This window comes from Pseudoalteromonas sp. P1-13-1a (assembly GCF_001401875.1).
In the GTDB taxonomy this organism is placed as follows: Bacteria; Pseudomonadota; Gammaproteobacteria; order Enterobacterales; family Alteromonadaceae; genus Pseudoalteromonas.
On the sequence record NZ_LKDV01000005.1, the window covers coordinates 29,146 to 43,214 of the forward strand.

The 14,069-nt window shown below is 40.8% G+C and carries 9 protein-coding genes; 4 read left to right on the forward strand and 5 right to left on the reverse strand.

Annotated elements, in window-relative coordinates:
- Window positions 1-89: 89 nt before the first annotated feature.
- The 4 genes from AN391_RS05330 to AN391_RS05345 form a co-directional block, all read right to left on the reverse strand.
- Window positions 90-1,133, reverse strand: coding sequence for a family 16 glycosylhydrolase (locus AN391_RS05330; RefSeq protein WP_055014435.1), 1,044 nt, complete (start codon window positions 1,131-1,133; stop codon window positions 90-92).
- 149 nt (window positions 1,134-1,282) lie between these two features.
- Window positions 1,283-3,070, reverse strand: coding sequence for an Ig-like domain-containing protein (locus AN391_RS05335; protein ID WP_055014436.1), 1,788 nt, complete (start codon window positions 3,068-3,070; stop codon window positions 1,283-1,285).
- Between the two features lie 62 nt (window positions 3,071-3,132).
- A complete protein-coding gene (locus tag AN391_RS05340) occupies window positions 3,133-6,843 on the reverse strand; it encodes a TonB-dependent receptor (RefSeq protein WP_055014437.1) in 3,711 nt (1,236 codons plus the stop codon).
- 524 nt (window positions 6,844-7,367) lie between these two features.
- Window positions 7,368-8,282: a LysR family transcriptional regulator gene (locus AN391_RS05345; RefSeq protein WP_055014438.1), complete on the reverse strand. Its 915-nt coding sequence runs from the start codon at window positions 8,280-8,282 to the stop codon at window positions 7,368-7,370.
- A 108-nt stretch (window positions 8,283-8,390) separates the two neighbouring features.
- Here AN391_RS05345 and AN391_RS05350 point away from each other — a divergent pair, with 108 nt between their 5' ends.
- The 4 genes from AN391_RS05350 to AN391_RS05365 are packed head-to-tail and all read left to right on the forward strand — an operon-like array spanning window position 8,391 to window position 12,042.
- Window positions 8,391-9,029, forward strand: a complete 639-nt coding sequence (locus AN391_RS05350; protein WP_055014439.1) for a DsbA family protein — start codon at window positions 8,391-8,393, stop codon at window positions 9,027-9,029.
- A 35-nt stretch (window positions 9,030-9,064) separates the two neighbouring features.
- The gene (locus tag AN391_RS05355; protein WP_055014440.1) at window positions 9,065-9,694 is read left to right on the forward strand and encodes an NAD(P)-dependent oxidoreductase; all 630 of its coding nucleotides are present in this window, start codon (window positions 9,065-9,067) and stop codon (window positions 9,692-9,694) included.
- 21 nt (window positions 9,695-9,715) lie between these two features.
- Complete coding sequence (locus AN391_RS05360) at window positions 9,716-10,321, forward strand: glutathione S-transferase family protein (RefSeq protein ID WP_055014441.1); 606 nt, start codon at window positions 9,716-9,718, stop codon at window positions 10,319-10,321.
- 26 nt (window positions 10,322-10,347) lie between these two features.
- Window positions 10,348-12,042: an FAD-binding oxidoreductase gene (locus tag AN391_RS05365; RefSeq protein WP_055014442.1), complete on the forward strand. Its 1,695-nt coding sequence runs from the start codon at window positions 10,348-10,350 to the stop codon at window positions 12,040-12,042.
- 131 nt (window positions 12,043-12,173) lie between these two features.
- Here the strand turns inward: AN391_RS05365 and AN391_RS05370 are convergent, their stop codons facing one another.
- Complete coding sequence (locus tag AN391_RS05370; RefSeq protein WP_055014443.1) at window positions 12,174-14,045, reverse strand: CRTAC1 family protein; 1,872 nt, start codon at window positions 14,043-14,045, stop codon at window positions 12,174-12,176.
- Between the last annotated feature and the right edge of the window lie 24 nt (window positions 14,046-14,069).

Sequence of the window (14,069 nt, forward strand, 5' to 3'; positions counted from 1 at the left end):
GCAACCGCTAAGGACAATACTTGTAGCAATAAAAGTTAAGTAAAAAGTTTTATTTACTGGCTTATAATTATTTTTCATTTCTTTAATCCTTAATTAGCTAATTGAGCCGGCTTTTTCTGCCAAACACGGACATACTCAATTTCAAAATCAACCACGCCATCCTCTTTTTTTCCTTCAGGGCTATTACGCTCAAGCTCCTCTTTGCTGGTCGGTACACCATGCCAAGGAAATGTTTCCTGATCGAGCCATAAAAATAACGGCTTAGTGGCTACATAACCTTTATCAACCCCACGATGCTCTTTAGCCCATGCATCTGCTTGTTCAGCGCTAACTTCACTAAATAACTTACCATCAACATAATACTTAATCCCATCAGCACTCCAATCAATTCCATATACATGAAAGTCATCAGCGACTCTAAATCCTAAGTCTTTGCGCTCTGTATAAGTGGGCTTCCCCATTACCTCTTTATTCCAATCGCGAATTGACCACCATAGTTCACTGTCTATATGGTCTTTTTTCGGGTCAAGGGAGTCTCCAAACAGTTCAAAAAAATCAACTTCTAGCTTTTCACCCATTGACCAAAATGCACTGCTTATTTGCGCATCAGCGGCTTTACTTTTAATTTCTATATATCCGTATTGAAATGATCTGCGGCCAATAAAACACGCTGTTGTTATATTTTCGTATTTAAGTGCATCACCAAAAACAGGTTTGTGAATTTTTTCTTCAAAAGGAAAATCGGGCTCCCAACGGGTCTCAAGTTTTAATTTTCCATCTTCTAAGCGATAGTTATTACCCGAAAACTGCGAAGGTGCTCGCCCTTTCCATACTTTTTTATTTGGCTTATCTGGGTGCTTATAAACGGGTTTGCCGTTTTCTAGTTTACCTACAATGTACCAACGCTCTTCATCGATGGCACTGCCTTCAAATTCATCGCTTACTTGGGTGTTAAGTATCCATTTACCTGTATTTTGTGGATCCGATAATGGCAGGAGGTTACTCATAGCTTGGGGAGGCCTTTGCATATTAGCTGTCGAATCGCTGCTACAACCACCAATGGTTATTACCGACAATAATGCTGCTGTGAGCATCAATTTATGTGTTTCTATTTTTTTTTGTGCGCTGTTCATGGTGTCTCATTATTTTGTATATAAATTTGTGTGAAAGTTAAAAATTAATGCGTAAATGAATAGATTTAGTGGCTCATAAGCAGAACGGCTTTAATCCGATAAGTTTAAAGCCGCTCTAATTGATATTATGTTATGCGTTGATTACTCGCTTAAATATCGGTACGCGTAACTGCATAATCGTCAATCAAGATTGAATCACCCGCTGGCAGTCCATACACTTCCCAAAGGGTAAACACATCAGTAACTGAGCTCCACGTTGCTGGAATTGCCCACTCTCGTGTGTTAGTTGAATCTTCTGTAAATTCAATATATTGCCACTGAGTAGTTGCATCCAGTTCAGCGCTGAATAACCCCGCTTGTGAATAACGCCCTGTAAAACCTTGTGCATCATCAGGAATTCCCTCATAAACCCAAGGCACTACAACATGGCGAAGCGTTATAGGCTGTTCAGGTAGTTGATTTAATTTAACCCATGCTGAAAAGCGATACGTTTTACCTACAGACTCAGCACCACGACCATAATTGGCGCTATACCAATTACGTTGTTTATTCCAAACTTGCTGAGTTGCAAAAGAGTACGGTGTATTCGCTTCACCTTGAGTTGCAGTGCCCGCTGTAATTTCAAGCGAACGGCCATTACCCGACACAGAGGTTGCCGATACACTATAAGTGGCATTCCCTTTATAGGGCGCACCCTCTGCATCTAAATTAAAGTCAGTATTAAAACCTGCGGGGTGTTCAGACACGCCCGGCTCACACATTTGGTTATTAACGGTATTTATCGTAATACTTTTTTGTGAAATGAGTGATAAAGGTGTACTTGCTGTATCGCCATCAATAAGTTCAACCGTGACCGTATTTGAGCTGTCTATTGTTGTAGGTGCTTTAACGGCAAGTACTTCTCCAAAGCCACTTTTTGAGGTTAAGCTTTGCGTAAATGAAACTTCATCGTTAAGTGTCCAATCAAAAGTATATTCGCCGCTTAACTCTGCGTTTAATAAAGCCGGTTGTACTTCTATACCGCTTGCTACGCAGATTGGAACGTCCTTGTTTCCGGAAGATGCGCCTAACTCGTTTTTATCATCGTTTGTTATTGCAATACTAAAAGCACCCGTTACTGTAAGCGTGGCGTTTGCTGTTACTTCTGGGTTATCAACACTTGTGGCTGTAATAGTGGTTTCACCCGTATTTTTAGCGCTAATAAGACCATTTTCATCAATGGTTGCAATATCTTCATCTGCAATTGAGTAAACAAGTGCGGGGTTGCACGCGTAACTAGGTATTGCTGATGCAAACACACTTGCCTGCCCACCTACAGGTACTTCTATGGGTGAAATAGTGACTTCAGATACAGGGTCATCAATTGCATTGATGGTTAATTGCAATGTACGGCTAGGCAGTGCCTCCCCTGGTATGCGATTTGCGCCATTATCAATAGAATAGGTAATGTTATAAATAACTTGGCTTGGAAAATCTAAATACCCATCCGCAATGGGGTTACCATCACTGTCGAGTTGACCTCTTATATCTGTTTGATCGCATTGCCTTAATGCTTGTGAAAACGCATCTGTATCGACCACTAATTTAGTGCTATCACTTGATTGCGTGAAAGGTGAAATCCGGTGTGATGCAATGGTATTAGCACTTGTTTGTGGGGTAATGAAATTATTATTAGCCACAAACTCTAACTCACTTACGTTTATGGTTGCTCCTGACTCAGAAGCTGGTTTACCGTCGATTGTTACGCCTTGCAGTAAATCAATTTCATGAACTGCGGACTCTTCATCTAATGCGCTTGTGATCACTGCAGTATCGATTACAAGTGCTAAATCAGATTTAAACTGAGGATCGTAACCTTCATCCGTACCGCCGCACCCTGTTAATACTGAAAATATAACACTGCTAATCGCTGTTTTTATTAGTAAGTTATGTTTCATCTTACTCTCCAAAATCTGTATGACAGCGCGCCTAACGTGGCCCGCTGCTAATAGTTTCTCAATCAAAAGGTACCGCGAAGACCAACACGGAATTGACGACCTGTTTTCCAAACTGATGCTGTACGCGAAGTAGTTACACTGCCATCTTCAATTGCATTACCTTCATCAAGCACAACTTCTTGCGAGTTAGCTTCAAACGCGTTGCGCGTAAAAGAACTGGTGTAATAAATTCGGTTAGTTTCATCAGTTAAGTTAAGTGCCTGAAAAGTTAGACTAAAGTTTTTATTAATTTTATAACTTGAGCTAAAGTCCAAACGATGGGTTGCCTCTTGCCATGTAGCACCGCCAACTAAACCTCGGTTTACTAACTGCTCCCCGGTGTAGCGACTCGCTAAACGTAATTGAATCCCTTTTTGTTCCCAGTACAGTGTTGTATTTAGGGAATGCTTTGGCGTGTAAGGTTGTGGTAGTGGTTTTAAAAATATATCGGTATTACCTACCTGCTGACGGTCAGATTCTGAATCTTGGTAGGTATAGTTCATGTTTAAACCTAAGCCACCCCAATAACTTGGTAAAAAGTCATAGTTTTGGTTGTAACCTAGTTCAACACCTTTAATATCTGCGCCCTTACCATTGGTTACTGTGGTTACGTTTACAACGTCACATTCAATGCGCCATTGGTCAAAAAAGCCCGCAACTTGCCTAAGTGGCATACAGTCTTCTTCGTTACCCGGCGCTCGGTTTTCATCGTAATCAAGCAGTAAGTCTGCCGTTTGTAAATTGTATTCGGTCCTAACGTCTTTGTAGTGATAAGGAACAACTACTGTTTCTTCAAAGTCTTTCATATCTTTGAAAAAAAACGCTGTAGACAGCAAGCCTGAATCACTAAAGTACCACTCGAAAGACAAGTCTAGATTGGTTGATTTAAGCGGTTTTAAATTTGCATTACCTGCTGAGCCATTTGCAGAATCCCATTGTTGCTCAAAAATTTGTGTACGTGGGTTTAATGAATCAAAACGAGGACGCGTCATTGTTCTACTAACAGCAAAACGTGCAATCATTTCGTCGTTAACTGCATAATTTAAGTTTAAGCTAGGTAAATAAGCGTCATGTCCGCCCTTTTTAGTTACCCATGCAACGCGGTCTTGTACTTCTCGACCACTGCCTTGAGGACCAGTGAAAGCGGTAGTCCTATCCAAAAATGGCCATATTTGCCCATTACTTGCAAAATGAGCCCATGCATTAGCAGAGGTAGGAACCAAGTTCCCGTTGCTGTCGTAAATTAAAGAAGGCAAAGCATTGTTAGCTATAATGTTGCCATTTTCATCTACAAACACTTGCTGATTTACACCCAGCCCTGTGTTGCCATCAGCCCCGGGAATTACAAATTGACCCGTTTGAGGGTCAACAGGAAAAGTAGCTGGGTTTGAGCGGTTATACGCATGAGTGATTTGCCATGCCCAACAATTTTGTAGCTCAGCATCGTTTGCGGGTGTGTAACGATGATCAGGCTGACCCGTGTCAGATACCCCCATAACAGCAGCAGGGCATGGTTCTAAATTAGTATTAGCTAAACCACGTTCAACTAACAAATTATACGCATCAACCATTTGCGGAAAGCGGATAAAGTTAATGCCGCCTACACCTGTTGCCGTTGTGTCGTCTTTCACATAACGCAGGCCTAGGTTACCGGTTAAGCGGCCATCCATGAGTTCAAAGTTTGCCTTAAAGTAGGCAGCTTTAGTATCCGTTTCTATATTTCGGCTACCGGTAATTGTTTCACGTATACCGACTTCACCCGCATCTTTACCCGATACAATCTCAAGTGCTTTTTCTGCGTCTAGCAGTGGCCAGCCATTAAAAAATTGTGCTGAACGGTCCGATTGAATATCTTCACCAAAGTTATCATATGGGTATGCACTATTTGCAACTATATCGGCTAAGCGAATTGTACCAAGTCCACGTACTTCAAACGCTTGACTGGGGTCTTCTAAATCTATTAAGTCACTGCCATTTGTGGTTGCTCTATTTTGAATAGAGACATCTTTTTTACGATTTGTCCACTTAACACCAAACTCAAGAGAACGTAAAAAATCTCCCTCAAGGGCATAGTCAAAATCAACAAATAACGACTTGTTTGTATCCGCTAACTTATTTTTACGAAGCACTAAACTTCCTAAGTGATTGTGCTGCATGTCATACGGATTAAAACGGCTGTACACCGCATTAGACGTACCATCAAAAGCATCAAACTCCCCTGGTGTAACACCCGTTGAGTAACTACATTCTCCATTAGCGCCGCAGTCGTAGCCAACCATTTCGTGGCTGCCATCAGGCATTGATTCAACTATTTGCCGACCTGCCGTGCCCCATGTAGCTGTACTAATAGAGATGAAACGATCTTTCTCATCATCGTCTGGTGTTTCATCTGTCGTTTTAGAAAAACCAGCGCGCACATTCATATTTAATGAGTCAGTTACCTGATAATCAATATCAAGTGACGCTACGTTTGTATCTATTTCACGTAGACCGTAAGAGCGAACAAAATTTCCCCCCGTAGAACGACTGCTTGACTGCTGTAAGGTATTGGTTGATAAATCAACACCATTGAGTGATGTGTTATCATCTCTTGGATGAATCAAAGGTGTAACAGGCCCCATGTTTAAACGCAGCCTTTGGCTATCAGTGAGTACATCCTGCTCTGTATGGGTAATATCAAGCTGAATATCGAGTGTGTCTGTTGGCCTATATTGAAACCCCGTCGATACTGATAGACGATCTCGTTGGTCGTTATTTAATGTAAAATCAATAACCTCACGCGCTAAAACAAATAAATCACCTTCATGCAATAGTTGTGTTTCAGGATCGTAATTATTGAGCGAGCTAATTGGATTTAATAGCGCTTGGCCGTCATTGCCAAACAGCTTGTTACCATCAGTATCACGTTGATAGCCCAATACTCTAATCGGTTTACCTGTTGCTATATCATGAGCTGTTCTTCCAGTTGCACTATCTAAATCAACAATGGGAATTGCACCATTAGCCCAGTCAGTATTAATACGATCTTGTCGTGTTTTTTGTGTATCTTTAGAAGCAGTTATAATAAAACCAAAGGTGTCGTCGAAGTATTTATCAGAAAAGCTAAAGTTGATACGTGAATCATTTTCATCGGAAAATTCGTTATAACGTCCTTCAACAGTAAATGAACGTCGTGGCTTAGCTAAATCTAAAGGCTTCACAGTACGTAAAACAACAGTCGCACCAAGTGAACCTTCATCGTTATCAGCTGAGGATGTTTTAATAACGTCTATTGATGATAAAATATCTGATGAAAAAGAACTTAAATCTACGCTGTTATCGTTAGTGGCACCTGCACTAGAACCATCGGTGCTAAGCCCACCTGTTAGTGCTACACCATTCATAGATATTTGGTTTAAAGAAGGCCCTGCACCACGCACTGAAATACGTGTCCCCTCTCCACCTTCTTCTTGAATGGAAACGCCAGTTACCCTTGAAAGTGCATCGGCAATGTTTTGATCTGTTGATTTACCTACATCTTCAGCGTGAATTGAATCACTCACGTTCTCGGAAAAGCGCTTTGCGTTTACCGCTTTTCGCAAGCTACTTTTGATACCCTGAACCTCTATTATTTCAATATCTTTTTCTAGTTTAGTCTTCACTTTTTTTTCGTCCTCTTGTGCAAAAGCAGAGGTTGAAATAAGTGAAGCAATGATAGCTGCAGAGACTGCTGATAACCTAAAGTTATGCTGCATTGTGTGCGCTCCTGTTTATCGGCATCGTGTGTCTTAATGCCAGTGTGATGATGTCGTCTATTTTTATAGTTAGTTAAGCGACTCAGAAGAAAGGTAAGGACGATTCGAAATGCTAATTTTTATTTCTGCATAGTGCCTAACTTGCGATCAAGTTAAACATATGATGTTTGTATTTACAAGTTGTTTACTTTAAATTTTACACTTTTGTTTCTAATTTAGAAAATTAGAGTTATGCAATTGTATTCACATGAATTTGATTCAGCGGTCGTAGTAAAGATTGTTTATAAAAAATAAGAATGAGATCTAAAGCCCCTACTAATTAAAAATAATGAGGCTAAAAAAGAAAATTTTTTTGCTTAGGAAGTGGCTTTCTGCAGTTGTAATATTAGTTTTTGTTTTAGCATGCTCAAACTATTAACATGGCCAATTAGTCTTTTTAGAAGTCGATAGCTATATGTATTATCAACGAATAAAGCTCATTTATACAGGCACTTAAAATAAGCCATTTAGTTGAAACGAAGCGCTTAGTCAACTATCAACCTATTTTCTAATTCGCTTATAAATAGTTTCACTGCTTGGCTTCTTAATGTACTAGGCGGGCTCACAATATAAATTCCTCCTTCACGCAGTTGCCAACTTGGTAAAAGTTGTATCAATCTCCCGTTATCCAAATCTTGCTGTATAGCAAAGTCTGGCATGATCCCAAAGTGGTGCCCTTCTAGTAATGCCTGTCGAAGCGCTGATGTAACGTTAAATGTCAGGTTTGAATGAAGCTGTACTTCCGTTCTTTGTATTTGGTTATTGGTTTTATTTTTTTTCGTAAATACACGAGCAGAGTGATCAATACCATAATACGCAGCAAAGGGAAGTTGCTTAAGGTCGCTAGGGGTCTCAGGATACCATTCATTTGCTTTGTTAGGAGCACACACCAATACTTCTTTAAACGTTCCTAGTTTTCTTGCGCGGTTAGAGGAATCACTTAGCCAGCCAATTCGAAAAGATAGGTCGAAGCCCTGACTAACTATGTCGACAATATCATCGTTCAAGCTCAATTCAATCTGAATTTTTGGGTACTTTTGGCAAAAATTAGCTACAAAGGCAGATAATTTAGCTACGCCAAAATCAATAGGAGAGGTTATGCGAATTGTGCCTGTAGGCTCTTGGCTTATCTGAGCTAAGCCTTCGTAGGCAAGCTGTGCATAATTTAGTACGTCCCTACTCTGTAAATAAAATACTTCCCCCGCTTTTGTTGTGTGCATATGCCTCGTATTGCGCACAATAAGGTTAACGCCGACCTCCTCCTCAAGTAGCTGTAATTGTTTACTTACTACGGCTTTGCTCAGCCCTAAACGCTGAGCTGCTGCGGTTATGGTTTTTTCTTCGACTATTGCGACAAAGTAAGCCACGCGATTTAGGTTGTACTTAAGGTGATTGTTCATTGTAAGTAAAAAGCTGACAGTGTTTATTTAAAGTCAGTCTATTACAAACAGTCTCGTAAGCGTATAGTTTTTTACATCAACCAGAGCGATTTTATACAGAGATGCGATATGAGCAAAAACAAATTCATCATCATCTACGACACCTATTGTGGATGGTGTTACGGCGCTGCCCCAATTTTTGATGCTTTGTTAGAAAGCGGCGCAAATGTAGAAGTGTTACATCGTCATCTTTTTCAAGGAGCAAATGCGCCGAGAATGCGAGATGGGAAAGGCGATTATATCGTTGACATGGACGCGCGTATCGCACAGCTCACCGGGCAACAATTCAGCGAAATTTATACGCGTAATGTTATTAGATCGAAAGTCGAAGTTTTAGACTCCAGCTATTCAGCACTCGCCGCTGCGCTTGTGCATGATCAAGGTGCAGAAAAAGAATTTTCTCTTCGTCGTAGGTTAGAAAAATTGCGTTTTGTCGCGGGGACGTCCGCACAAGATAAGCAAGCAGTGACCAATGCGCTTGTTGATGAAGGTGTTGATTACGACCAAGCTGTACAGCTTGACCACCCTTCAAATACTAAAAAAGCGCAGAGCATTTCTCAGCGCGCTGTCGAGCTAATGCGTCTTGTTGGTTCTGCTGGCGTACCAACGATACTGCAAGTTAAAGATAAAAAGATTGAGCAGGTAGATCACAGCGCATTTTATGGTAGACCAGAACTAATTTTAAGCCTCTTAGAAACAAGTGCTTAAAGGTATTTATAGATTTTATTAACTAGGAGTTATATATGAACATTCTTTTAATTGGTGCAACTGGCATGATAGGTAGCCGAATTTTGAACGAAGCGGTAGAACGAGGACATACGATTACAGCGCTAAGCCGTAATATTGAAAATGTACCCGCTCTTGCAAATGTAAACGTGGTAAAAGGCGATGTTTACAATGTTGAGTGTATATCCGAACATGCAGCGCAAGCCGATGTTATTGTCTCAGCACTAAGTCCACGCAATACCGATGATGGTGTAGCTGAAGCCGAAGCCTTCACGCAAGCACTTATCGCAATTCAGCAGAAGTCTAACAAACGCTTGCTGACTGTTGGAGGCGGTAGTTCATTACAAATGCCAAATGGACAAAGTGCGCTGGAATTAACACCAGAAAGCATTTTGCCGGAGGCTACCGGGATGCGCAAAAGTTTTGCTCTGATGACCCTTGCAGACATTGATTTTACTGTATTAGCACCCGGTGGAATGATAGCACCAGGTGAAAGAACAGGCACCTTTCGCATTGCAGGAAGAACCATGCTAACTAACCCTCAAGGCGGCAAAAGCAATATCAGCGCAGAAGATTTTGCTATCGCAATGTTAGATGAAATAGAAAACCCAGCGCACTTTAGAACAATTTTTAATGTTGCATACTAAATAAACTGAGGAGTAATACCAATGATTACACTATACGGTCACCCTATTTCAGGTAACAGCCATCGCGTTGCTAACTTTTTAAATATTCTGGGGGTGGAGTATTCAGACAAGGTTGTTGATCTTTCCAAAGGTGAGCATAAGGCCCCAGAGTACTTAGCGAAAAACCCTTTAGGTCAGGTTCCCACATTTACGCATGACGATGTAACGCTGCGCGATTCAACAGCAATTCTTATTTATCTTGCACGAACGTTTGATACATCCAATAGCTGGTATCCACAAGAGGCATTGGTCCAAGCACAAATTCAACAATGGCTGTCTGTTGCTGTGCACGAAATAATGAATGGGCCATTTGTCTTACGGGCAATTCAATTGTTCGGTATGCCAGCCGACGAGGCTGCAGCAAGAGAAAAAACCGAAAAGTTATTTAATGATTTGTTTGAGCCCCACTTATCTAGCAACAACTGGCTAGTAGGTGAGCATGCGACCATTGCTGATATTGCTTGTTACAGTTATATCGCGCGAGTAAATGAAGGGAACTTTAGCCTTGATGCGTATCCTTCAATTCAAAAATGGCTTCGCGCTGTAGAGGCTATTGATGGCTTCAAAGCAATGATGCACGCCAATTAAACAATAGTGAAAATGAGGAGAGTACTATGCCGGTTTCAACTTATCATTCAGGGGAACTAACCGCACAAAACAAGGCAGGAACTAAAGGCGTGGCTGCTGAACTTGCGGCGGGTAAGCGTAGTGCTCTCAGTTTTGCTTCTGGCCATGACGTATTCTTAGCTGCTCAGTCATTCGCAGTGCTAACCAGTGTTGATGTGAAAAGTGAGTCTGTATGGGTGACCCCGCTATTTGGCAAGCCTGGCGATTTAGCCGCTATCTCACAAAAGCAAATCGCTATCTCTCGCGATTGCATTCCAAATTTAGACATCCTTAATTTCATAGAGGCTGGTATACCATTGTCACTGCTAGGTATAGATCTAAATCGAAGAATGAGGCACCGAATTAACGGGTATGCTGCCACGGCACAGAACAATGCTAAGCATAGTGTTGCTTTGCAAGTTGATGAATATACACCTAATTGCCCTAAATACATTAATCGTCGAAATATAATTCCAGCTTCTGGCGGCATGCCTGCGTTAAACAAAAATGCTAGAGCTGAGACTCGTACTAAGCTTAGTGAGGATGATCAAAAATTTGTCCGAAATATGGATACCTTATGGATAGGTAGCTACGCACCAGGCATAGGTGCTGACAGCAATCACCGAGGAGGCAAACCTGGCTTTATCCGAGTCGTGTCACCTTCATCAATTGAGTGGCCAGAGTACAGAGGTAATGGCATGTTCTTTACCTCGGGCAATTTGGAATCTTATGATAGAGCTGGGGTAACACTTGTTGACTTTGACACTGGCAGCATGATTCAAATGACTGGCAGAGCAACGGTTGATTGGGAGCACGATGGTCGCTATGAGGGAGCCTCAAGAAAAATAGTTTTTCACATTACCAGCCTTGTTCGAACGAATGAGGTGACTAATCATCGTTGGCAACGGTTAGATTACTCACCTTATAACCCTGCGGTGTCGGGGGTAGATATCACAAAGAGTGAAAGTGACTTTCCTCAAGTTGCAACACTTGCCAAAATTGTAGACGAAAACGCCAGTATAAAGACTTTTCGCTTTGTTGTTCCTCGGCGCATTACTTTTTTACCTGGGCAATATGCTACCTTTGAGTTTGCCAATCTTCGCGGCGGTGAGCCTATCGAAGTTCGTACTTGGACGCTATCGGAAACACCCAATAGTATTAATGGTGATAACACATTAGATATCACTGTAAAACGTATCCCAAATGGATTAGTAACAAATTGGCTTCATGACCATGCAAAAATAGGCATGGAAGTGAAGTTACTGGGTATTCAAGGTGAGATGACTGCTCTTACAGTAGATGAAAATACGCAGATACCTACGGTGCCTGAACATCTATTATTATTGAGTGCAGGGATTGGTATTACGCCAAATTTAGCGATGGTACGAGGCATTGGCGCCTTTTCATTGCAGCATAAAACGAAGATTACAATGATCCATATCGAGAGGAGCGAACAAAACTTAATTGCGCAATCTGAATTGCTGCGTCGCTCAATGGAATACCCTCACTTTAACTACACTACGCTTATTAGTCATCGTGATGGGCGACTAACAAAAGAGTCTTTAGCTGGTTTAGTGGCTAATGCTGCATATCAACATGCTTATATATGTGGACCTGCACAGTTTATGAGAGATATGACAGAGCATTTAGTCGATATTGGTGTGCCTGTAGAACAAATTTTTACCGAGAGCTTTACGTTTTAACCTAGCTAGATAGGTAACGTTGAATGTATTGATTAGATTATCACTCTTATAGGTTATTAATTTTTTTAGAAAAAAAAGCAAGGCCTGTTACCAAACCTTGCTTTTTACCTCTCATAGTTAACTCTGTTACCTTAAAGATTAATTACGCTATCTACCCTAACCTTAGTTGTACTTATCACTTCGCCATTGCTGTAACGCAAACTCACACTATCGATTTCGTTACACTGGCCTAAACCAAAATGAACGACGTTATTAAATGATTGTGTATAGGGTGCTGCATCAGGTGATACCCGTCTTGTTAGGGTTTTACCACAGGCTTTAAGTGTGGCTATAGCTCTAATTGCGCTGGCATTATGCTTGAGTGAATTACTTATACGCAGTAATGCATAGTGATTACTGTTATTTGCTTGGTTACTAAATAAGTGCCACTGACCTCTGTCGTTATTCATAATAATATCGACCTGACCGTCTAAATTGTAATCAAGTACATTTGCGCCTGAGCCTATGGTGCCTAAGGTATTTGTTATTAACCCCGAATGAGTAGCTTGGCTAAATGTGTTATCGCCATTATTAAAATACAGTATTTGCGATGTAGGCGTTACCAAGTTGCCTTGTTTAACAACAAACAAATCTTGGTAGCCGTTGTTATCAAAATCTCCCACGCTTACGCCGGTCGTATTTAAATTTGTTTTAATGCCGGCTTTTGCGCTCACATCCACAAATTTTCCATCGTTATTTTTAAGCAGCAAATCCGATGGTGCTATAGGCTTTTTATTTACGGTATAATGTTTAACATCGGTTACTACACCCGTTGTAGGTGAAAAGGTATTACCCGCCATACGCCATTTATTATTACCTATATAACCAACATATAGTCCTTTATTAGGTTGAGTATCCGGCCAGCCTAAGCCGTTACTACTTACAATATTGATATTTTGACCACTATGTCTTTCACCTTCAAACTTGTATTTATAAGCCCCCTCTCCAACAAAAACATCTTGGTTTGGATAAGGTGATTGGTAATTAACTAAATTAAGCGTATCGCCAATAAGTAAGTCGTCGAACTTAAATGGACCACGTTTAGTATAAAAACCAAATGTGTGGCTTTTAGCATCAAAAAACGTATCGCCTGCTTGTAATGGATTAGCTCGACTTATATATAAATCAAAGTCACCATCGTTATCAAAATCGACTTCGCTTACACCCGTCGCATTCATTATTTTATAACGTAAAACGTTGGCGGTTACGTCACTAAAGGTAAAGTCGCCATTGCCTTTTAAAACACGTAAAGCGCCGTCGCCATATATCACTAAATCGTCAATTTTATCGTTATTAAAATCTGTAATAAGAACTTTTTGACCATCTCGATTAGTTTTTGGTAAATCAGTTGCGTGGGTTATATTGCCAGTGCCATCGTTTTTATAAATAAAATTACTGGTTTGTTTACCACTATTCGCCTGCGGGAATCCCATTAGTAATAAATCTAAATGACCGTTGTTATTGGCATCAAAAAACTTACTAGTACGCCCACGTAACGTTGGCAGTTTGGGTGAAAACTCGCCGCCTTCAATAATTTCTCTTTTGTTAAAATGAAACAATTTAGCATTGCGTGCGTTACTACCCGAGCCACCACCACGCGAAAGCAAAATGTCCATTTTGCCATCTTTATCGTAATCGCCTACGCCAATACCGTGCATATCACCCACAATTAGGTCACGGCCTTCATCGTAAACGCCTTTATTGTTCCAATACAAACGGATGGTATAACCATGATCAGTAAGTAATAAATCTGGGTAACCGTCTTGGTCTAAATCGCTTATTAATGCGTTATCCCATTTACGCCGGTTTTTGTTTTCTAATTTAATTGCTTGGTGCTGCTCAGTAAATAATGTACTGCCAGGTATTATCTGAGCGCCCGCTAGGGCACTCGCTTGCTGACAACCTAGTAAGCTTGCACCCATGCATAACAAAGACACATGCCATACAACTGCTTTTACTTTCATAAAACCTCCGTGAATTTGATAAAA

Coding starts and splice junctions, on each gene's coding strand:
- AN391_RS05330 (WP_055014435.1), bottom strand. CDS start 1,133: ATGAACAGCGCACAAAAAAAAATAGAAACACATAAATTGATGCTCACA.
- AN391_RS05335 (WP_055014436.1), bottom strand. CDS start 3,070: ATGAAACATAACTTACTAATAAAAACAGCGATTAGCAGTGTTATATTT.
- AN391_RS05340 (WP_055014437.1), bottom strand. CDS start 6,843: ATGCAGCATAACTTTAGGTTATCAGCAGTCTCTGCAGCTATCATTGCT.
- AN391_RS05345 (WP_055014438.1), bottom strand. CDS start 8,282: ATGAACAATCACCTTAAGTACAACCTAAATCGCGTGGCTTACTTTGTC.
- AN391_RS05350 (WP_055014439.1), top strand. CDS start 8,391: ATGAGCAAAAACAAATTCATCATCATCTACGACACCTATTGTGGATGG.
- AN391_RS05355 (WP_055014440.1), top strand. CDS start 9,065: ATGAACATTCTTTTAATTGGTGCAACTGGCATGATAGGTAGCCGAATT.
- AN391_RS05360 (WP_055014441.1), top strand. CDS start 9,716: ATGATTACACTATACGGTCACCCTATTTCAGGTAACAGCCATCGCGTT.
- AN391_RS05365 (WP_055014442.1), top strand. CDS start 10,348: ATGCCGGTTTCAACTTATCATTCAGGGGAACTAACCGCACAAAACAAG.
- AN391_RS05370 (WP_055014443.1), bottom strand. CDS start 14,045: ATGAAAGTAAAAGCAGTTGTATGGCATGTGTCTTTGTTATGCATGGGT.